A 19,420-nucleotide genomic window follows, 5' to 3' on the forward strand; every position below is an offset into this window, starting at 1 on the left:
TCACAAGACGTTGAGAGGCGTATCAAAGACGGCGTAGCGCTGCCGTACGTCGGGAGATTCCATCACCGGCTGGCCGCACCATTCCACCCAAGCGTGGGCCTCAAACGTCCGGGCGTCTTTTTCAACGCCCAGCCGGAGGTCACAGACGATGCCGCGTCGCGCCAGCAGGAACCACAGCACAAGCGCACGAATAAGGCAGGTTGGCGACCGGGGACAATACCGGGCCGCCCAAGCGACAAGAACACCTTGGTGATCCACCCAATCCGCCGGGCAGGTTGCGGATGACACCGGTGGCGGCTGACGGCCAACCATCCACCGCATCCACCGCAGGCAGGCGCGTACACCGACGAGGCGGCACAGTCCGGGCAAACCCAGCAACAAAAGCCAGGCCGTTACCAGGTTCGCCCGGTCTTCCGATGGAAGGTGGCAGAAGAGGTACAGTCGGTACAGCCAACGTTTCATGAGATTGGAGCTGCCGCTGGCGGCGAATCTGAAGAAACCGGGTCAGGCGGAACAATCTCGATGAGATTGGCTTGCTGAAGCTGCTCCAGCAGGGCATTGAAATCCTGCTGGAGCCGTTCCGGTTCGACTTCATATTCGTCCAGCAGAGCCGCCAAAGCGTCCTGCAACGTCGGGCAGCTCGTGGCCTGCCGCAGCATGCTGTAGGCCACACTGTCCAGACCGTAGTAATGCTCCGTGGTCAGATTGAGCAGGATGGCTTCATCCGCAACAGAGCGCACAATGACATGCTTGGGAATCAGGGCTCGGTTCATAAGAGAAAGCATCGTTGCGTCAGGCAGGTGCGGGATTGGGAATGGTTGATAGGCACTTGTTCATCAGGAACAAGCGCTATCACGGGTTAAATGCGCAAGCCAATATACTTGTTCGCTGCTTAGAGCGCACGTACTATCGGGTAACATTTTCACTCCGGGTTGAAACAACAACCAATGTACTCTGATTATGCAGCCCTAACCTATCACGCTTCACTGATTGCCGATGAGCGTCGGGTGCAACCCTTTCAGTCTGCCATCGAGTCTGTCGTACGCCCCGGCGATGTCGTTGCCGACGTTGGCTGCGGAACAGGGATTCTGACGCTTCTGGCATGCCGGGCCGGCGCCCGGCACACCTATGCCATTGATGAAGGCCCCATCATTGAACTTGCCAGGCTGATTATTGAGAAGAACGGTTACGCCGACCGCGTGACATTCATTGGTTGCCTGTCCACACGCGCCCGGCTGCCAGAGCCGGTGGATGTCATCGTCTCTGAGACGATAGGCAACTATGGCGCAGAGGAGCTTATTCTCCCGACGCTCCGGGATGCCTGTCGCCGCTGGCTGAAGCCAGGCGGAAAGCTCATTCCGCAGGCACTCGAACTGTACTGCGCACCGATCACCTGGCCGGAAGCCAAGCCAGATTTGTCCGTCTGGCGCGAGCCGGTGTGTGGTTTTGATTTTTCGTCTGCGTTGTCCTTTGCCGTCAACCAGCAGTATACACGCCGGTTGAGTCCGCAGCACGTGCTGGCCGAAGGGCGCTGCTACTGCCGGGTTGACCTGACCCCCGCCGCGCTGGATGGTGATGCCCTGCCCAAGGTAGCCGGGACGGCATCCTTTCGGGTGGCGCAGCCAGGGGTGATGCATGGCATCGGCGGGTGGTTCAAGGCGTGGCTTACGGAAGACATCACGCTGACGAACAGCCCCCTTCTTGAGTCTCCAACCAGTTGGGGACACGTGTGTTTACCGATTGCCGAGCCGCTGCCGGTGGCCGTTGGGGATGAAGTCGAAGTGACGCTCCGGGCGGTTGGCGGCGGCGGTGTGTTGTGCTGGGACGTGACCTGGCGCAGTGTTGGGGGGGAATCCAAAACGTTCCGCCATTCGGACTTCGAGGGCTGGCTGGCAACACCGGAACGCCTGCGTCCGCTGTCGCCCACGGCGGCGCCGGGGCTGGGAGTGGAAGGCAAAATGCAGCTTTTTCTGCTGACAAAGCTCGACGCCGGCTGGACAGTTGAGCAGGTCGCCCGTGGGCTACGCGAAAGCTTTTCTTCCGAGTTTCCTACGGATGAGGATGCTCTGGTCTATGTGAAAAGGCAGGCGCTGAAGTTCGCTCGTTGAGGCGTAGGGAGCCGGAAGTACGTCCAGGCTCTTCATTATCCAGTTCGATTGGCTGGCCCTCTCCGTAGCGGTCGCTGAGAACAACGCGAAAGCCAAGCGTCGTCAGCAGTTCTTCACGGTGCAGCCCTTCCCGGATTGAACAGCGGCAGCCATCGGGCAGCGACGCCCACGAGCCACCCCGGATGGTGCGGTGTTGCGCCCATTCTTCCTGGTGGATGTTGCGCACCGGCGCGCCCTGCGCCTGAATTCCCGTCAGGCGGGAAGTATAGGTGTCCAGACACCACTCCCGTACGTTGCCGTGCATATCGGCCAGTCCGAAGGGATTGACCCCCAGCGATCCGGCCGGCGTTGGCTTCTTGCGTGGCGGGGCGGCTGGCTCGTCCCGGTAGGGCAGCGACCCGTCGTAGTTTTCAAGCGTCGGCAGCAGAACCGCGCCGTAGGCAAACAGCCCGGTGGCGCCAGCCCGGCAGGCGTATTCCCATTCGGCTTCGGTTGGCAGCCGGTAGGGGCGGCCGGTTCTTTTGGTCAGCCGCCGGCAGAACTCGACGGCTTCATCCCAGGTGATGCTGTCCACGGGGAGGTCGTCGCCGGTGTACTTCGATGGGGAAGGCGGCAGGTCACGTTCGACTTTGGGCCAGGACGCGACTTCCCGCCATTGCGCCTGGGTGACTTCGGTCCGCCCCATATAGAACCCGAAGACCCGCGCGCGCATCAGCGGACGCTCGTTGTCATAGCTTTCGGTTTCATCGGAGACCGTGTTGCCCATGGTAAAACAGCCGCCCGGTACGGCGACCAATTCCAGCGTCACCTGGTTGCCCAGGTTTTCGACAAACCGTTGCGTTTCGCCTTTGACGGTCTCGACGGTGTTGCCTTTGTCGTCCAGTCTGGGAGATTCAAAGGTGACGGTGGAAAGCTGTTCGGCTGGAAGGGCCACGGTTGGCGCCAGCGGCCCGGACGGGCAGGGAACTGCCGGTGGACGTGCCCCCTTGCTGCTGCTGCGTCCACGCCCGCTGCCAGGTGAGGATGTCGTTTCACCGCCACCGGCTTTTCCCCCGCCCACACTCGTGCTGCGTTCCTGGGCAGCAACCTGGGTCACAGGCAGGTTTGGCATGGTCATCGCCCAAAGAAATCCCAGCGCCAGACCAGCCGGCCAGATATGCCAACCTGTTTTCCGTTGCGCCATGCTTTGTCCCTCGGAGCCGCGTTGTCTCGGCCGTCAACGTGCAGTGTAGCAGCTTTGGCATTGCCTGAAGAATGCCCCTGTTGGCTGAACAGACATTTTCATTGGCATTGTGGATGCCGTGTGAAACGGACTCACTTGATGCGCCAGGGAAGTCCGGCCACAACGAAATAGACTTCCGTTGCCGCTGCGGCCACCGACTGGTTGACGTTTCCCAGCAGGTCCCGGTAGCGGCGCGCCAGAGCATTGTCGGGAACAATCCCCAGCCCGACTTCATTGGACACCACGATGACCGTCTGCTCACGGCGCGAAAAGGTCTGCAAAAAGGCCGCCAGCGTGGTTTCCAGCGCATTGAGGCACTGCGCCTCATCGTGCGGCATAGCCAGTAGCCAGTTCGAGACGAGCAGCGTCAGGCAGTCCACCACCACCACACCGGCTTCCGCCGCTTGGGCGTAAGCCGCCGCCAGCGCGCGCGGCTCCTCAATGGTACGCCACTCCGCCGGGCGTTCCGCCCGGTGGCGCAGAATCCGCCTCTGCATGTCTTCGTCGAGGGCTTCCGCCGTGGCAATGAAGCACACGGCTGCGCCGGTGGTATCAGCTTTCGTCTGGGCAAGCTGCTGGGCAAACCGGCTTTTGCCGGCCCGTGCGCCGCCCAGTACCAGAATGAGTTCGCGCGTCATCAGGCATCCGTATCCAGCATGGGAAGCCACAGTCCCTGCGCCCTGGCACACTCCACGGCATCGGTATAGCCGGCATCAGCGTGCCGCATCACGCCAGTTGCCGGGTCATTCCACAGCACCCGTTCCAGACGCCGGTCGGCGGCTTCCGTACCATCACACACGATGACCATCCCGGCATGCTGCGAATAGCCCATGCCAACGCCGCCCCCGTGGTGGAGTGAAACCCACGTCGCGCCGCTGGCCGTGTTGAGCAGCGCATTGAGCAGCGGCCAGTCGGAAACTGCATCTGAGCCATCCCGCATCTGCTCGGTTTCCCGGTTCGGGGAAGCCACTGAACCCGCATCCAGGTGGTCGCGGCCGATGACAACGGGCGCTTTGAGTTCGCCCTTGCGGACCATCTCGTTGAACGCCAGTCCCGCCCGGTGGCGTTCACCCAGACCCAGCCAGCAGATGCGCGCTGGCAGCCCCTGAAAAGCAATCCGCTGCTCAGCCATGGTCAACCAGCGATGCAGGTGGTCGTTGTCAGGAAACAGCTCCATCAGACGCCGGTCGGTGCGGTAAATGTCTTCCGGGTCGCCCGACAGCGCCACCCACCGGAACGGCCCCTTGCCACGGCAAAACAGCGGGCGGATGTAGGCCGGGACGAAGCCCGGAATCATGAAGGCATCCGTCACGCCTTCGTCAAAAGCGACTTGGCGCAGGTTGTTGCCGTAATCCACTACCCTGGCGCCCAGGGCCTGAAAGTCGAGCATGGCCCGGACATGCCGCGCACAGCTTTCCGCCGCTGCCCGGCGCAGCGTCCCGTGCTGTGCCGGATCGCGTTGGGCCGCCTGCCACTGCTCAACCGTCCAGCCCACCGGCAGGTAGCCGTGAATCAGGTCGTGCGCGGCTGTCTGGTCGGTCACGATGTCAGGACGTAGCCCCCCCTGCCGGGCGCGTTCCACCAGCGCCGGGAGGATTTCCGCCGCATTGCCGAGCAGGCCGACGGAAACCGCCTTGTTCTCCGCCGTGTAGCGTTCAATGCGCCGGAGGGCATCGTCGAGATTGTCCGTCCACTCATCGAGGTAGCGCGTCCGGCAGCGGGCTTCAATCCGGCTGACCTGGCACTCGATGACCAACGCCGCCGCCCCGGCAAACACCGCCGCCAACGGCTGTGCCCCGCCCATGCCGCCCAGCCCGGCCGTGAGCACCCAGCGCCCGCGCAGGTCGCCGCCGTAGTGCTGGCGGCCCATTTCGGCAAAGGTCTCGTACGTGCCCTGCACAATGCCCTGCGTACCGATGTAAATCCACGAACCGGCCGTCATCTGCCCGTACATCATCAGGCCGCGCCGGTCGAGTTCGTCGAAGTGTTCCCACGTAGCCCAGCGGGGTACGAGGTTCGAGTTGGCCAGCAAGACCCGTGGGGCGTCCGGGTGCGTACGAAAGACGCCCACCGGCTTGCCCGACTGGATGAGCAGGGTTTCATCTTCTCCCAGCCGGCGCAGGGTGTCGCAGATGGCTTCAAAACACGCCCAGTTGCGGGCGGCTTTGCCGGCCCCGCCATACACGACCAGGTCTTCCGGTCGTTCGGCAACTTCCGGGTCAAGGTTGTTGTGCAGCATGCGGTACGCCGCTTCAATCTGCCAGTTGCGGCAGGAAAGCTCCGTTCCGCGTGGTGCGCGAAGAATTCTGGACATGGCAAGGCTTCGCTATACGGGAATCCGATGCGCCAAGACGCGCTGCCAGCGACGTTAGTGGGGTGGGCCAGTGGCGTCAAGCCACGGCTTTTCACCACACACCACGCACGGTAGGATGTTGGCTTACGCACAACGGCGCTGGGGGCAGGCAGGGGAAATGTTGGCATTGTGGCGCAACGCGCGATTGGCGACGTTGGCAGACGCGGCCGCCTGGGGCTGGATTGAAGACGGCGCCCTGGTCGTTGCCGGTCAATACCTGCACTGGGTTGGCGATGCGCGCCACCTGCCCCGCAGCCTGCCCATTGCCGAAGAACATGACCTGGGCGGCGCACTGGTGACACCGGGACTGGTGGACTGCCACACACATCTGGTCTATGGCGGAACGCGCGCCGATGAGTTTGAAGCCCGGCTGCACGGCGCAACCTATGCCGACATTGCGCGGCAGGGCGGCGGCATTCTCTCCACGGTGCGGGCGACCCGCGCCGCTTCCGACGAAGACCTTCTGGCCGCCGCCATCCGCCGCGCACGCACGCTTCTGGCAGAAGGCGTCACGACAGTCGAAATCAAGTCCGGGTATGGGCTGACCTACGCTGATGAAGCCCGCTGCCTGCGCATTGCCCGCCAACTGGCGCAGCGCCTGCCGCTGACGGTCTGCACGACTTACCTGGCTGCGCACGCCCTGCCGCCGGAGTTTACCGGTCGCCCGGACGATTACATTGCCGAAGTCTGCGCCTGTCTGCCGGAGTTGCACGCTGCCGGTCTGGTGGATGCTGTGGATGCCTTCTGCGAAACCATCGGGTTTTCGGTCGAACAAACGCGGCGCGTCTTTGAAACGGCCCGGCAGTTGGGGCTGCCGGTCAAACTCCACGCTGAACAGTTGAGTGACCAGGGCGGAGCGTTGCTGGCGGCTGAGTTTGGCGCGCTTTCCTGTGACCACCTGGAGTATGTCAACCCGGCTGGCATCCGCGCCATGGCGCAGTCCGGCACAGTGGCCGTCCTGTTGCCAGGCGCGTTTTACTTTCTGCGTGAAACACAACTTCCACCGGTATCTGCGCTGCGGGCCGCCGGCGTTCCACTAGCGGTAGCGACCGACCACAATCCGGGTTCGTCGCCGACACTCTCCCTGCTGCTGATGCTCAATCTGGCCTGTACGCTCTTTCAGCTTACGCCGGAAGAAGCCCTGCGTGGCATCACCGTGCATGCTGCGCGTGCGCTGGGACTTGCCGACCGGGGCGTACTGGCGGCCGGCAGGCGGGCGGATTTCGTCGTCTGGCCGCTGGCACATCCCCGTGAACTGGCCTACTGGTTCGGTGGCTGTCATCCGCAGCAGGTGATCGTGGGAGGCAAAGAGGTGGTGCGTCATGGCGTCATCGTCGGTTGAACCGGTATTTGAACTCCATCCGGGTGATGTTCCCGTGCTGATCAGCCTGCCGCACGTGGGGACGGTTGTGCCGCCGGAGATTGCCGCCGACTGGACTGACAAGGCGAAAACCCTACCCGATACTGACTGGCATCTGGGTGAACTCTACGCCTTCGCCTGCCAACTGGATGTCGGCATCCTGCAGGCGCGGCTGTCACGGTACGTCGTGGATGTCAACCGTCCGCCCGACGACCTGCCGCTCTATCACGGCAAGCACTACACGGAGCTTTGCCCGACGCGCATGTTCACCGGAGAACCCATCTACCGCGCCGGCAGGACGCCCGATGCCGCTGAGGTGGCGCGACGACGCGCACGCTACTGGCAGCCCTACCATGACGCACTCGAACGCGAACTCGCACGACTTCAGGCGCGTCATGGCTATGTCATTCTGTGGGAAGGGCACAGTATCAAGTCACAGTTGCCCTGGCTTTTCGAGGGCACGCTGCCGGATTTGAACCTTGGCACGGCCGGCGGAGCAAGCTGTGCGCCGCAGTTGCGTCAGTCCCTCTGTGCTGCGCTGGCCGCGCAGGAGGAATTCTCCTATGTGGCCGATGACCGCTTCAAAGGTGGCTACATTACGCGCCATTACGGCCGGCCGGAGCAGGGACGCCACGCCGTCCAACTGGAAATGGCCTGGTCCTGTTACATGCGCGATGAAGCGCCGCCCTATCGGATTGACCCGGAACGCGCCGGGCGTCTGCTCCCGATTTTGGAGAAACTCATCATTACGGCTCTCGCCTGGAGTCCGTCATGACGCTTGAGCCGGTCCCGCCCAAAGCTCTGTGGACACCCTTGGCCTGGCTGCCCCACGGCTGGCAACGCCACGTCCTGCTGACCATCGGACAGGATGGCTGTTGGGCCAGTGTGGAAACTGACGTGCCGACGCCTCCGCCCGAAGCTGTGCCACTTGCAGGCGCTTTGCTGCCGGGTCTTGTCAATGCCCACAGCCATGCGTTTCAGCGTGCCTTTGCCGGACTGGCCGAAACCACCACGGGCGAACAGGATGATTTCTGGTCCTGGCGAAGCCGCATGTACCACCTTGCGGCGCGCATCACACCCGAACTTCTGCGCGCCATTGCGGCGCAGCTTTATCTGGAACTGCTCCAGGGGGGCTATACGCAGGTTTGTGAGTTTCACTATCTCCACCGCGACGCAGCCGGCGAACCCTACACCGAACCGCTGGCGCTAGTGGAAGCCATCATTCAGGCGGCGGAAGACGTTGGGATTGGGTTGACCCTGCTGCCCACCGTGTATGAGCGCGCCGGATTCGGGCAGCCCGACCTGCTGCCGGAGCAACGCCGTTTTCTGGCGACGCCCGATCTTGTGTGGCATCTGGTCAAAAGTGTCGAGGAATGCCACCGCCCTGGTGTCAACGTCGGGCTGGCACTGCATTCCGTCCGGGCGGTACGCCCAGAAAGTTTCGGTCACATGCGGCGGCTGACCGAGGATTTCACCGGCCCCATTCACCTCCACGTGGCCGAGCAGGTGGCGGAAGTCGAAGCCTGCCTGCGCACTACCGGCGCGCGCCCGGTAGCCTGGCTGGCGCGTGAGGGCTATCTCGATCCCCGCTGGCAGCTTGTGCATGCCACGCATACCGATGCCGCCGAACGCGAAGCCATTGCCCGGAGCGGGGCCGGGGTGGTGGTCTGCCCGACGACCGAAGCCAATCTGGGTGACGGTTTTGTGGACCTGCCGGCCTGGGCGGAACTCGGCGTCCCGCTGGCCATCGGCTCAGACAGCCACGTAAACCGCGACTGGCGCGAGGAACTGCGCTGGTTGGTGTACAGCACGCGCCTGTTGACGCAGCGCCGGGGGATTACCGGACTGCCGTCGCCGGCGGCCAGCCTTTTTACCGGCGCACAACTTGCTGGCGGTGATGCCGCCGGCCAGCCAAGTTGGGGACTGACACCCGGCGCGCGTGCCGATGCGCTGGTATTGGCAACAGACACCCCAACCCTGCTCGGCGCAACACCCGAACACCTGCTGGAAGCGGTGGTGTTTTCAAGCCCCGGCCCCACCTGGTCAGACGTGCTGGTGGCCGGTCAGTGGTGGCTGCGGCATGGACGGCATCCCCGCCAGGGACGGATTCAGGCACGTTTCAAGGCGGCTATGGAGACGCTGTGGGCGTCTTCCCGTCCGTGTTCCCGGAACGCAGACTGTCCGCCCGACGACAACCCTAACTAACCCGCATCCGGCGCTGTGCCAGAGCTTTGGCATGGTAGTCCAGAAAAGCTGCGGCTTCGGTGCGTCCCATGTAGCGCTCCAGTGTGCGGGGGTCGCTGTCGAGCAGGTCCACCATGATGAGACCGTCCAGCGCATCGCCAAAGTCCGGGTCAATGTTGAAGGCCAGCACCTTCCCGCCCAGCTTGAGGTACTGCCGCAGCAGCACCGGGACGCCTTTGGCATCCGGCTCGATGTCGGCCACAAAGGCCGAGACTTCTTCAATGTCAGCCGCCGGAATCGGGGACGGCTTGAGTCCAAGCAGGGTCTGGGTGATGGCCAGGGTACGCGACTCGAAAGGCATCCGTGGACGGACCAGCCGGGCCAGTTGCGGCTGAAAGCTGTTGGCCTTGAGAAACTCCACGATCAAGCGCCGGGAAGCCGTGCGGTACTCGTTGGTAATGCTCACCGGGCCGAACAGCACCCGGTAGCGTGGATGCTGGGCAATGTAGCGCCCAATACCTTTCCACAACAGCATCAGCGGCGCGTAGCTTTTCTGATACTCCGGGCGGACGAACGAACGTCCCAGTTCGAGCGCTGGCCCGATGCTGCGCAGAAAGGCCGTGCGGTAGGCAAACAAAGTGTGAGTGTAGAGTCCACGTTTGCCAAAGCGCGCCAGAATCTCATCCGTTTGCCCGAAGCGGTAGCCGCCAACGATTTCCTGCCGTTCCTGGTTCCAGACAAAAAGGTGCTGGTAGTAGGCATCAAAGCTATCTATGTCAAGGGCCTTGCCGGTGCCTTCTCCGGCGGCCCGGAAAGTGATTTCGCGCAGGCGTCCAATCTCGTGAAGCACGTGCGGAATGTGCTCGGCGCCCGCGCACCAGACCGTCAGTTCGCCCTGTCTGACCAGGCAGGCGGTTTCGGGAAGCGCCTTGATTTCAGCCTCCAGCAGGGCAGCCGCACGTGGCGGCGCAATGGCCGCCGGCACAGGTTGCGGGCGTTGCAATGACGGCATCGGGAGTTTCGGAAAGCTTTTTGGAAAGCGCAGTGGAGCGGCCAGCGCCCGTGGCAGCCGTGAGGCCGGTTCCGTACGCGAAGCCAGCAGGTAGGTGCGCTGCCGCAGGTGCTCGGTCAGGGCTTCATCATCGAGGGACTTGAGCTTCGACCAGGGAATCGGGTGCCCGATGCGCACTTCAATCTCCCGATTCCGCTTGTTGAGAAACTCATAGGGCAGCATGGCCGTGCGCAGGCGTGGATGAACAAAGCCGGCCATCTGGAAGAGCGCGCCATTTCTGCCGTCAAAATACACCGGCACAACGGTTGCTTTGCTGGCGCGTACCAGCCGCGCCAGCGTGGGTTTCCAGGCCGGATCGGTAACGACGCGCTTGCCGGCCTGCCAGTGGGCCACCTCACCGGCCGGGAACAGTCCAATCGCACCACCCTGGGCAAGGAAGCGGAGTGCCGCCCGGAGAGGGCGAAGATTGGCCTGTGGCGAGTTTGGACGCTCAAACGGATCAACGAGAATGAAGTAGTCGTGCGCTTCAGGAATGCATCCGAGCAGGTAGTTCGCCATCACTTTGGCGTCAGGTCGCACTGAGCGGAGCAGGGAAGTCAGGATGATGCCTTCAATGCCCCCGAAGGGATGGTTGGCCACCACAATGACCGGCCCTGCAGCCGGCAGCCGCGCCACATCGCTTTCCAGCACGTGATAGCGGACGTTGAGCGCCGCCAGAACCGCCTCAAAAAAGGCATGCCCATCGCTGCCCGTGGCAGCCAGGGCTTCCTGGTAAAGCTCATCGAGTTGGTGAAACAGAAGCCAGCGTTCGAGCAGACTTTTGATGGGGGCAAACATCCGTTGCCGCAGCGGATCACGAAACGGCGTCGGAAGTTGAAAGATGCGACCGGACATAGGCGTGCGCAAAGCTCCTTTGGCAGGGCGGATGGCATCGCTTATCCGCAGTCTGTAACACTGCTATGAACACTGTTCGTCCGGGATGTTGCCGGGCCAGGTCAGGCGAAAAAGTCCTTCACCGCCTGGATGACGTAGTCCTGCTGCTCAGCCGTCAGTTCAGCGTACATCGGAAGCGACAGAATCTCATCCGAAAGCCGTTCGGTGATGGGAAATGCCCCGCGACCGTAACCCAGGTCGGCATACGCCGCCTGCAGGTGCATCGGTACGGGATAGTGGATGACCGTCGCAATGCCGCGCTGGTTGAGGTGTGTCTGGAGGGCGTCGCGCCGTTGCGTACGGATGACGTAGAGGTGAAAGACGTGATCGCCGGTGACAACACGCGGAAGCTGCAAGTCTCCCACGCCTTCGAGCGCGTGCGTGTAGGCGGCCGCATGCGCCGCCCGGCGGGCATTCCAGGTATCGAGATGCCGGAGTTTCACGCCAAGTACGGCGGCTTGCAGCGTGTCGAGCCGCAGGTTGTATCCTTTGACGACGTGCTTGTACTTGACCTCCTGCCCGTAGTTGCGCAGGAAGCGGACTTTCTCAGCCAGTCCGGCGTCGTTGGTGACGAGTCCGCCGGCATCGCCGTACGCGCCCAGGTTCTTGCCGGGATAAAAACTGAAGCAGCCGGCATCGCCGAATGTGCCAACCCGCTGCCCCCGGTAACGTGCGCCGTGCGCCTGGGAAGCGTCCTCGATGACGCGCAGATTGTGCTGCCGGGCAATGTCGAGAATGGGGGCCATATCGGCTGGTTGCCCGTAGAGGTGAACCGGCATGATGGCTTTCGTGCGGGGGGTGATGGCGGCTTCGATACGTGCCGGGTCAAGGTTGAAACTGGCTTCATCCACTTCGACGAGCACCGGACGCGCCCCAACGGCCGATACGGCCAGCGCCGAAGCAATGAAGGTGTGCGCCGGCACGATGACTTCATCCCCCGGGCCGATACCAAAGGCTTCCAGCGCAAGCTTGAGCGCATCCAGTCCGCTGGCCACCCCGACACAGTGCCGGGCGCCGACGTAATCGGCAAAGGCCTGCTCAAAATCACTCACTTCCTTGCCCAGAATGAAGTTGCACTGCCGCATGACGGTCAGTACGGCCGTGTCGAGTTCGTCTTTGAGCGACTGGTACTGCGCCTGTAAGTCAACGAAGGGAATCTGCATGCCCCGCCCCTTTCTGCTTTGGGGTTACTTTTTCAAACCCAGCCCCAGGTAAATGATGGGGCGAAGAATGCTCCACCAGCCGGTAAACGGCTTCATTTTGGTGTAGCCCAGTTCTTTTGGGGGATAAATCTTGGTGACGGGCACCTCTTTGAACCGGTAGCCCAGCCGGATGGCCTTGAACAGGATGTAAGGCTCCAGCTCGTACTTGTCGAGCCAGTCCTGGTCAATGTCTATGCGCGGATCGTCAAAAAGCGAAAGGCGGATGGCGCGAAAGCCGTTGGTGCTGTCGGTGACGCGCCGCCGTGCGGCCAGCGAAAACAGCAGCGGGTGGACGAAGCGCGTCGCCAGTTGGCGATACAGCGGCATGTTGCCGAAGTCGCCACCTGGCAGATAGCGTGACCCCTGCACAAAGTCATACCCTTCGTTGACAATCGGCTCGACCAGCCGGGGGATTTCGGCCGGGCGGTCCTTGTCGTTTCCGGCCAGAATGACGATGACATCGTAGCCCTGTTCGCGGGCGTAGCGAATCGCCGTGCGGATGGCGGCTCCGGCCCCTGACTGCCGCTCATGACGCAGATGAATCGCGCCCTTTTCACAGATGACCTGGGGCGTGCCGTCTGTCGAGGCGTCATCCACAACGGCAATGGCATCCACGACATTCGGCGGAAAACGGTCCAGGACGCGCCCGATTTTCTTTTCCTCGTTGAAGGCAATCGGTACGGCCAGCACCTTCAACGTCGTCCGTGGTGCGTCAGACGATGCGGATGATGCCGCCTGGTGTTTGGCGGTATTGGTCGCCACATTCACGGCAGGTCGTTTCCTCTCCCTCAAAGGTCAAACGTGCGGCGCAGCGGCAGACCCAGCCGCGGACGGCGGCCGGATTGCCGAAACAGAGTGCGTGGGCTGGGATGTCTTTCGTGACCACGGAGCCGGCCCCGACCAGGGCGTATTCGCCAATCCGTACCCGGCAGACAATCGTGGCATTGGCGCCAATCGTCGCCCCGCGCTCGATGTAGGTTGGATGACAGACCCAATCGGGCTTGCGGCTGCGTGGCAGCAAGTCGTTGGTCAGGGCCACGTTGGGACCCAGGAACACGTCGTCGCCGAGATGAACCCCTTCCCACACGGCGACGCCGTTTTTGATCGTGACGCGGTTGCCGACCACGGCGCCCGACTCGATGTAGCAGTGATCGCCAATGTTGCAGTCTTCGCCGATGACAGCGCCGGGAAGCACGTGGACAAACGCCCAGATGCGTGTCCCACGTCCGATGTGTTCGCTTTCGACCAGCGCCGTCGGGTGTTTGCGGTAGGGCAGGGCTTCGGTCATGCCGGCGATACCAGACTCGTCAAGTGTCGGACAATGCTACGCCAACAGTCTCTCATCTGCCAAGCCGGTCACGGGACGGTCACGGTTTGTCCGGCCCTGTGACGAAACCGCCGGACAGTCCCCGCTGTGGGTCACGCAGCCGAAAACCTGTTTTGTGGTAGGGCGGCGAGCACGGGAGCGGCAGGTCCCAGCAGATGGCGTGGGGGACAGTCACTTCAATGCCGTTGATAAGTTGCCGCTTCACCGTCGTGTCAGCCACCGGTGGCTCACTTTCCAGATACTCGATGCGGCGGACACGCGGCGGCCATATCCATCCGGGCGCGTGGTCAGGTGTGTTGGAGACCTTCCCGGCAGCAATAGCCCGTTGGATGAGGCACTCCGTCTTGGATGAGATCAGGGATAGTCCTGTGAGGGCCGCCGTCAGGAAGCCAGCGAGGATGAAAATACCGACGTGCCCCGTGTGTTTCCACTGCATTCTGGTTGTACCAAGCTGCCAGCGCGCGGCAAGGCGCGGAACGAAGTCAGCAAGTCCAAGACTGATGGCAATGACCGGGTAGCCCAGCAGAAAGCGCAGTGATGGCGCAGCGGCCATGACGTAGAGTGTGCCTGCCGTTGACAGTACCAATGCCCACCGGAAGGCAGGTGTCCACTGCCGCCAGTGTCGCCAGCCCCAAACAAGAACGCCAAGCTGTATCAGCAGCAGCCCGGTTGCCAGCCGTTCGTGGGCAAGCCAGTGCGGAAGCCACCGGAGCGGGTAATCCGGGCCCGGCGGAACAGGCTGCCCTGACCACTGCGCAAACACCCGAATGGCATTGGTCGTAAAGACCGGGTTTTCATACTGCCAGGGCAATCCCAATCCAAAGGCCCGTGAAGGGAAAAAGGGGTAGCCGGACATCGCAACGCGCGCCACGACGCCGGGGGCAAGCAACAGGCTGCCAAGCAGACCGGCCCGCAGAAGGTATCCAGGTTGCCGGCTGGCGGCAAAAACAAAGCATCCGCCGATGATGACCACCGGCAGGGCATTGAGTTTGACACCGGCCAAACCAAGCGCCATCAGCCAGACCAGAAGACGTGCATTGCCGGCGTCCTGAGTGGATGCCGGTGTTGTCGTGAGAAAAAACATCCAAGCTACGATGATCACGCCGAAAATCACCGGAATATCCGGTGACGGCGAAACGATGATGGCTCCCAGAAAGCGTGCCGCCAACAGCCACGTCAGCCCGGAGGCTATCAGTAAAAACCAATCGGCAGGTTGTTCTGTCCGTCGCCAGATGCGGCTGCCGGCGAGTAAGAGATGCAGGGTCAGCAGGGCATAAGCAACGCTGTTGGCAACGTTGTAGGCGCGTCCCGCCAACGGCCCGGCATTGAACGGCGCTGCCAGCGCAAACCAAGTCGAACCGTAACCAAGCGTCCAGTTGAGCAAGGCCAGGCCGGGAACCGTACCGTAGTGTGACAGCCATTCAATGCTCCCGATGTGATAAACGCCGGCATCAATGATGAAACTGGGACGATTGAAAAACGCCCCGTTGCTGACCGCAATGGCTGCCAGGGCCACAATCCACGCTGGTTGTCGCCGAAGCCGTTGCCATATTTCCAGCCACCGTAGGTGCACCCGGCCTGTCGTCAGTGCCGGAAGACAGAGCACAAGTGCCAGCAGCGCCCCGGAAAGAGGCGTAAGCGGCATCAGCAACGACAGCGCCAGCAAGGCATTGCCAAGAGTCAACAGCCCAATCCAGATGGCGGCCAACCAGTAATCTCCAAGGCGGTATGCGGGAGACAGCGCCCGTGACACATACCCGACGCTGACCCCGACGAGGTAGCTGGTCAGGGCGAGAAGGCCAAAGGCAAAGGCGAAAAACAGCATAAGGTGCGCTTGAACCAGACCGTGACGTTATGGCAGGCGCTCAAAGCGGTTGCCGCGCCAACCGAGCCGATAGCGTTCCCGTCCCGCGCCATCTTTGACCACAATCGTCGTCCCATAGCGCGGCAGCTCATACACGTGGCAGTCCGCCGCCTCGAAATCCTCGCAGCGGCGATAGTCGGGAATGAGGTTCCGGGTTACATCCACAAAGCCTCCCGGTTGCTCGTCCAGCAGCCAGCACTCTGACCCCATTTCGTAGTCGGCCGTGACGGCAATCAGGTACGTCCCATCGCTCCGGCGGAACTTGGCCACCGTGACCGTCGGCCGTGCGCCATCGCCGGCAATTTGCAAGTAGCCGTTGCGTTCGTCGCGGACGGTGACGTGCTCCGGGCGCAGCAGCGTCCGGCGGCGGGCGCGCGGCACACTGGGCAGGTAACTGTCAGGAATGGCCAGGAAATACTCATCCAGGGTGCGCCCCCGGCTGGGGCGCGAAGCGCGGTTTTTCAGTGCGGCTTTCTGTTCGGCAGTGTCCTGCCCGGCAACGTCCGGCGACCACAGCCAGACACCCAGCAACAACCCTACCCCGGTGACAAACCAGGGCGGGAACCTTTCCGTCATCCAAAACATAACCAGTCCTCTCGCACAGCTTGCCCAACCGGAAACCGTGAGGCGATGATAGATGATTCGGGTTGAAAAACGTTCAATACCTGCAAGGAGATTGACAGCCTTTGATGCACTCTGCCAAGCCCTGGACGGCCCTGTTCCAGCCGGTTCGATGGATGGCCGTCCTGTTCCTGTCGTTTCTGGCGATAACCTGGCCCGGCGTAGCCCAGCAGCCACGACTCGGTGAGCAAGGCTCACCAAAAAACTACCCGCCGCCCAGGCTCGACCCGCGTGAAACACACCTTGCCAACCTGCGCCAACTCACCTTCGGCGGCGAAAACGCCGAAGCCTACTTTTCCTTCGATGGCAAACAGCTTGTCTTTCAGTCCACCCGCGACGGCCGCGCCTGCGACCAGATTTACGTGATGGACGCGACCGGCGCACGCCAGCGGATGGTCAGCACCGGTCTTGGGCGTACGACCTGCGCCTATTTTCTCCGCGACGGCCGGCATATCATCTATTCCTCCACACATTTGGCCCAGCGCGAGTGTCCGCCCCGGCCCGACTTCTCGCGCGGCTACGTATGGGCGCTCTACCCAGGCTACGACATTTTCAAGGCCAGCCTGGACGGGAAGCGTCTGGTACGTCTGACCGACGCGCCCGGCTACGACGCCGAAGCCACTGTGTCGCCCGACGGTAAGCACATCGTGTTTACTTCTGACCGCTCCGGCGATCTGGAGCTGTACATCATGGACACCGACGGCAAAAACCTCCGGCAGTTGACCCACACGCCCGGTTACGACGGCGGCGCGTTCTTTTCCCATGACGGGAAGCAGATCGTCTGGCGGGCCAGCCGGCCCGAAGGCGCAGAACTGGAGGAATACCGGGCGTTGCTCAGGGAGCATCTCATCCGTCCCTCCCGGCTCGATATTTACGTTATGAACGTGGACGGCTCGAACGTGCGCCGCCTGACCAACAACGGTAAGGCCAACTTTGCCCCGTTTTTCACGCCGGATGACCGGAAGGTGATTTTCTCGTCGAATATGGATGATCCCCAGGGGCGCAACTTCGAGCTGTATCTCGTCAACCTGGATGGCACCGGGCTGGAGCGCGTCACCTACGAGGAGACCTTCGATGGCTTTCCGATGTTTTCACCCGACGGGAAAAAACTGGTCTTCGCCTCGAACCGCAACGGACGGGCGCGCGGCGAGACCAACATCTTCATTGCCGACTGGATTCCATAAGCCGGCCGGCCCACCACCCGGCCCGCCACCTCACAACAGCCGGGCGGCCAGGGCATCGAGGGAAGCCTGGAGGCGCGATACGTCGCGGTCCGATCTGAACGCCGGTGCACGCGGCGGCGCCGGACGGTGGACGGGAACCGAAAGCGGAATGCGTCGCCCCGGCCGAACCATCTGGATGCCGTGACGGGCAAAGATAGCACCGTATTCGTCGAAGTGTTCCGCCAGATGCGCCATGGCTGTGTCACAACCATGCTTGGCCATAGGGACACGCGCTTCGTAGTCCATGATGTTGTGGAAAAACATCCGGTAATCGTCCATCCGTGGCTCGATGAGGATGATGTCCACATCCGGGTGCAGGCGTTTGTAGCGTTCCAGCCCCAGCTCGATGCGCGAGTGCAGCAAGACCCGCAGCATCTGCCACGCAATGTAGCCAAAGCCTTTTTCCCGCAAATAGCGCCCCTTACCCTCGAACAACGGGACGGCTTCCCGCTCGATGTCGTTCCGCAGGGGAACAACGGGGTTGATGCAGACGATGAGTTTCGCCCCCTTGGCAATGGCAATGTCGGCGTGCAGTGTTTTGCGCATGGCGCCATCCACGTAGTCGCGCCGTCCGATCCGCACCGGGCGGTAAAACAACGGGATGGCCGTCGAAGCCTGGACGGCTTTCGAGATGGGCACGTGATCGTGGCCTTCATCGCCAAAAACAATGCGGTCGCCGGTGTCCAGTTCCGTGGCGATGACGTAAAGCCGACGCCGCAGTTGGCGAAAGTCATTCGTGCGTCCCAGCCGGTGAAGACTGTGCCGCAGATAGCTTTCCACCCGGTCGTTGACAAAGATTCCCGAAGGCAGCACTTCGTCGAAGACACTCACATAAGGATTACCCCCGGCGACTTTGCGCAGCTTTTTGAAGGCGTTGAGCGCCAGCGTGCGCGGCAGCGCCAGCGCGCGCTCGAAAAACTCACCAAAGTTGGGGCGGAACACGTCCCACTTGGGGAAAGGCGCAAGAGGAGCACGCGGGTCCTGGCGCAGCGCGGCAAACATGGCTTCCGGCGTGATGCCATTGGCCAGAAACGAACCGACAAACGCCCCGGCCGACAGGCCGATGATCATGTCGAAGTCAGCGATGGTGAATCCTTCACCAAGGTACTGGTCGAGCGCGTGCAGGGCGCCAATCTCATAGACAACACCGGTAATACCGCCCCCGGCCAGGATGAGGGCGGTTTTGCTGCGGGCTGTGGGTGGCTTTGACTTGGGCATAGGTGAGAGAAGCGAAGGAAGTATCGTCCACGGCTTTGAGTTGGCAGCCGGTCAGCCGGCAGGGAACAGATTGCCGGCCAATCAATCCACGCCAACCTAACCGTCAGGACAACGCCACACGCTGGCTGTAGAAGTCGTAAATGCGGTTCAGGCGCTTGAGTTCACGCTCGTAAATCGTATCCGTGAACGGCTTGATGTTTTTGACCGGCCGCAGCGCCTGGTAGCCCCGTTCGAGCATGTCCACGATGCTGTCCTTCGATGAGCTGAACAGATGGGAGGTCATCCGGGCCGTTTTGAGAATCATCCCGATGAAGCGGTACTGGCAGAGATTGTGGGTAAAGTGAAAGCACTCCACGATGAGGTCAAGCTGCTCGATGCGCTCGTCGTAGTTGTTGCACCGGTAGTAGGCTTCATCGTACTGCTCCTGCGTAATGTTTTTCCTGACCCCCATCTTTTCCAGCGTCACCACCATGAGGTCGTCCATGGCATCGGACATTTCGTAGAGGTCAAGCAGGCGGATCAGACCGTGGAAGAGCCGCTCACCGAGCGCATTGCGGAAGTAACTCGAAATTTGCTCGAAACTGCGGTTGCGCTCCTCGAAGTCACGGGGGGCGTAGATGTCCTGAGCAAAGAACTCACACAGTTGCCCGTACTCCTGCGAGGTGTAGAGGTCGCTGAAGTTTCTTTTGAGTTGTTTGACTTGAAAATCCTGGAGTTCGCGCTTCAGAGCCAGGTTGATCTTGGGTTTCGCCGACGCTTTCTGGGGCATGGTTGTGGGGTGACAGAGGCAGAG

General features: G+C 62.1%; 18 protein-coding genes. 5 read left to right on the forward strand and 13 right to left on the reverse strand.

The features are described from left to right. Both CABTHER_RS15600 and CABTHER_RS05040 read right to left on the reverse strand, forming a co-directional pair. Positions 1-462: a lasso peptide biosynthesis B2 protein gene (locus CABTHER_RS15600; protein WP_014099516.1), complete on the reverse strand. Its 462-nt coding sequence runs from the start codon at positions 460-462 to the stop codon at positions 1-3. Continuing rightward, positions 459-773 (reverse strand): PqqD family protein, encoded by a 315-nt coding sequence (locus CABTHER_RS05040; RefSeq protein WP_014099517.1) that lies wholly within the window; start codon positions 771-773, stop codon positions 459-461. The genes CABTHER_RS15600 and CABTHER_RS05040 overlap by 4 nt, the downstream gene beginning before the upstream one ends. Before the next feature lie 174 nt (positions 774-947). Between CABTHER_RS05040 and CABTHER_RS15605 the strand changes: the two genes are divergently transcribed. Beyond that, entirely contained in the window at positions 948-2,108 is a 1,161-nt protein-coding gene (locus CABTHER_RS15605; RefSeq protein ID WP_014099518.1) for a 50S ribosomal protein L11 methyltransferase, read from the forward strand. On the opposite strand, the gene CABTHER_RS05050 is transcribed toward CABTHER_RS15605, so the two are convergent. The 3 genes from CABTHER_RS05050 to hutU form a co-directional block, all read right to left on the reverse strand. Continuing rightward, a complete protein-coding gene (locus CABTHER_RS05050; RefSeq protein ID WP_212770323.1) occupies positions 2,050-3,219 on the reverse strand; it encodes a formylglycine-generating enzyme family protein in 1,170 nt (389 codons plus the stop codon). The two genes, CABTHER_RS15605 and CABTHER_RS05050, sit on opposite strands and share 59 nt — an antisense overlap. Before the next feature lie 203 nt (positions 3,220-3,422). After that, positions 3,423-3,968, reverse strand: a complete 546-nt coding sequence (gene cobU, locus CABTHER_RS05055; RefSeq protein ID WP_014099520.1) for a bifunctional adenosylcobinamide kinase/adenosylcobinamide-phosphate guanylyltransferase — start codon at positions 3,966-3,968, stop codon at positions 3,423-3,425. Next, the gene (hutU, locus tag CABTHER_RS05060) at positions 3,968-5,644 is read right to left on the reverse strand and encodes a urocanate hydratase (RefSeq protein ID WP_014099521.1); all 1,677 of its coding nucleotides are present in this window, start codon (positions 5,642-5,644) and stop codon (positions 3,968-3,970) included. Before hutU ends, cobU begins: the two co-directional genes overlap by 1 nt. A gap of 157 nt (positions 5,645-5,801) precedes the next feature. Here hutU and hutI point away from each other — a divergent pair, with 157 nt between their 5' ends. From hutI to hutF, 3 genes are read left to right on the forward strand one after another with little or no spacing between them, the layout of a single operon-like run. Next, positions 5,802-7,025 carry an imidazolonepropionase gene (hutI, locus tag CABTHER_RS05065; RefSeq protein WP_014099522.1) on the forward strand — a complete coding sequence of 408 codons (1,224 nt, stop codon included), beginning with the start codon at positions 5,802-5,804 and terminating at the stop codon, positions 7,023-7,025. Then, positions 7,006-7,818 carry an N-formylglutamate deformylase gene (gene hutG, locus CABTHER_RS05070; protein ID WP_014099523.1) on the forward strand — a complete coding sequence of 271 codons (813 nt, stop codon included), beginning with the start codon at positions 7,006-7,008 and terminating at the stop codon, positions 7,816-7,818. Before hutI ends, hutG begins: the two co-directional genes overlap by 20 nt. Then, a complete protein-coding gene (gene hutF / locus CABTHER_RS05075) occupies positions 7,815-9,248 on the forward strand; it encodes a formimidoylglutamate deiminase (protein WP_014099524.1) in 1,434 nt (477 codons plus the stop codon). The genes hutG and hutF overlap by 4 nt, the downstream gene beginning before the upstream one ends. Here the strand turns inward: hutF and CABTHER_RS05080 are convergent. The 6 genes from CABTHER_RS05080 to CABTHER_RS05105 form a co-directional block, all read right to left on the reverse strand. Next, complete coding sequence (locus tag CABTHER_RS05080) at positions 9,241-11,133, reverse strand: lysophospholipid acyltransferase family protein (protein ID WP_014099525.1); 1,893 nt, start codon at positions 11,131-11,133, stop codon at positions 9,241-9,243. The two genes, hutF and CABTHER_RS05080, sit on opposite strands and share 8 nt — an antisense overlap. Positions 11,134-11,234: 101 nt before the next feature. Beyond that, positions 11,235-12,335 (reverse strand): DegT/DnrJ/EryC1/StrS family aminotransferase, encoded by a 1,101-nt coding sequence (locus CABTHER_RS05085; protein ID WP_014099526.1) that lies wholly within the window; start codon positions 12,333-12,335, stop codon positions 11,235-11,237. 24 nt (positions 12,336-12,359) lie between these two features. After that, entirely contained in the window at positions 12,360-13,142 is a 783-nt protein-coding gene (locus tag CABTHER_RS05090; RefSeq protein ID WP_187288421.1) for a glycosyltransferase family 2 protein, read from the reverse strand. Then, complete coding sequence (locus CABTHER_RS05095; RefSeq protein WP_014099528.1) at positions 13,087-13,662, reverse strand: acyltransferase; 576 nt, start codon at positions 13,660-13,662, stop codon at positions 13,087-13,089. The genes CABTHER_RS05090 and CABTHER_RS05095 overlap by 56 nt, the downstream gene beginning before the upstream one ends. Before the next feature lie 79 nt (positions 13,663-13,741). Further along, the gene (locus CABTHER_RS05100; RefSeq protein ID WP_014099529.1) at positions 13,742-15,526 is read right to left on the reverse strand and encodes an LIC_10190 family membrane protein; all 1,785 of its coding nucleotides are present in this window, start codon (positions 15,524-15,526) and stop codon (positions 13,742-13,744) included. A gap of 27 nt (positions 15,527-15,553) precedes the next feature. Further along, a complete protein-coding gene (locus tag CABTHER_RS05105) occupies positions 15,554-16,141 on the reverse strand; it encodes a hypothetical protein (protein WP_148263946.1) in 588 nt (195 codons plus the stop codon). A gap of 113 nt (positions 16,142-16,254) precedes the next feature. Here CABTHER_RS05105 and CABTHER_RS05110 point away from each other — a divergent pair, with 113 nt between their 5' ends. Continuing rightward, a complete protein-coding gene (locus CABTHER_RS05110; RefSeq protein WP_228374087.1) occupies positions 16,255-17,370 on the forward strand; it encodes a TolB family protein in 1,116 nt (371 codons plus the stop codon). A gap of 30 nt (positions 17,371-17,400) precedes the next feature. Here CABTHER_RS05110 and CABTHER_RS05115 read toward each other — a convergent pair whose 3' ends face one another. Both CABTHER_RS05115 and CABTHER_RS05120 read right to left on the reverse strand, forming a co-directional pair. Then, a complete protein-coding gene (locus CABTHER_RS05115; RefSeq protein ID WP_014099532.1) occupies positions 17,401-18,627 on the reverse strand; it encodes a patatin-like phospholipase family protein in 1,227 nt (408 codons plus the stop codon). Positions 18,628-18,730: 103 nt separating this feature from the next. Further along, positions 18,731-19,396 (reverse strand): FFLEELY motif protein, encoded by a 666-nt coding sequence (locus CABTHER_RS05120; RefSeq protein ID WP_014099533.1) that lies wholly within the window; start codon positions 19,394-19,396, stop codon positions 18,731-18,733. Positions 19,397-19,420: the final 24 nt, after the last annotated feature.

The sequence above is a fragment of the Chloracidobacterium thermophilum B genome (assembly GCF_000226295.1).
Lineage (GTDB): Bacteria > Acidobacteriota > Blastocatellia > Chloracidobacteriales > Chloracidobacteriaceae > Chloracidobacterium > Chloracidobacterium thermophilum.

What these genes read in the sequence shown, in the direction of transcription:
- CABTHER_RS05085 (WP_014099526.1), bottom strand. Translation starts at nt 12,335, where the DNA reads ATGCAGATTCCCTTCGTTGACTTACAGGCGCAGTACCAGTCGCTCAAA.
- CABTHER_RS05080 (WP_014099525.1), bottom strand. Translation starts at nt 11,133, where the DNA reads ATGTCCGGTCGCATCTTTCAACTTCCGACGCCGTTTCGTGATCCGCTG.
- CABTHER_RS05095 (WP_014099528.1), bottom strand. Translation starts at nt 13,662, where the DNA reads ATGACCGAAGCCCTGCCCTACCGCAAACACCCGACGGCGCTGGTCGAA.
- CABTHER_RS05105 (WP_148263946.1), bottom strand. Translation starts at nt 16,141, where the DNA reads ATGACGGAAAGGTTCCCGCCCTGGTTTGTCACCGGGGTAGGGTTGTTG.
- CABTHER_RS15605 (WP_014099518.1), top strand. Translation starts at nt 948, where the DNA reads ATGTACTCTGATTATGCAGCCCTAACCTATCACGCTTCACTGATTGCC.
- CABTHER_RS15600 (WP_014099516.1), bottom strand. Translation starts at nt 462, where the DNA reads ATGAAACGTTGGCTGTACCGACTGTACCTCTTCTGCCACCTTCCATCG.
- cobU (WP_014099520.1), bottom strand. Translation starts at nt 3,968, where the DNA reads ATGACGCGCGAACTCATTCTGGTACTGGGCGGCGCACGGGCCGGCAAA.
- CABTHER_RS05040 (WP_014099517.1), bottom strand. Translation starts at nt 773, where the DNA reads ATGAACCGAGCCCTGATTCCCAAGCATGTCATTGTGCGCTCTGTTGCG.
- hutF (WP_014099524.1), top strand. Translation starts at nt 7,815, where the DNA reads ATGACGCTTGAGCCGGTCCCGCCCAAAGCTCTGTGGACACCCTTGGCC.
- hutG (WP_014099523.1), top strand. Translation starts at nt 7,006, where the DNA reads ATGGCGTCATCGTCGGTTGAACCGGTATTTGAACTCCATCCGGGTGAT.
- CABTHER_RS05100 (WP_014099529.1), bottom strand. Translation starts at nt 15,526, where the DNA reads ATGCTGTTTTTCGCCTTTGCCTTTGGCCTTCTCGCCCTGACCAGCTAC.
- CABTHER_RS05110 (WP_228374087.1), top strand. Translation starts at nt 16,255, where the DNA reads ATGCACTCTGCCAAGCCCTGGACGGCCCTGTTCCAGCCGGTTCGATGG.
- CABTHER_RS05120 (WP_014099533.1), bottom strand. Translation starts at nt 19,396, where the DNA reads ATGCCCCAGAAAGCGTCGGCGAAACCCAAGATCAACCTGGCTCTGAAG.
- hutU (WP_014099521.1), bottom strand. Translation starts at nt 5,644, where the DNA reads ATGTCCAGAATTCTTCGCGCACCACGCGGAACGGAGCTTTCCTGCCGC.
- hutI (WP_014099522.1), top strand. Translation starts at nt 5,802, where the DNA reads ATGTTGGCATTGTGGCGCAACGCGCGATTGGCGACGTTGGCAGACGCG.
- CABTHER_RS05050 (WP_212770323.1), bottom strand. Translation starts at nt 3,219, where the DNA reads ATGCCAAACCTGCCTGTGACCCAGGTTGCTGCCCAGGAACGCAGCACG.
- CABTHER_RS05115 (WP_014099532.1), bottom strand. Translation starts at nt 18,627, where the DNA reads ATGCCCAAGTCAAAGCCACCCACAGCCCGCAGCAAAACCGCCCTCATC.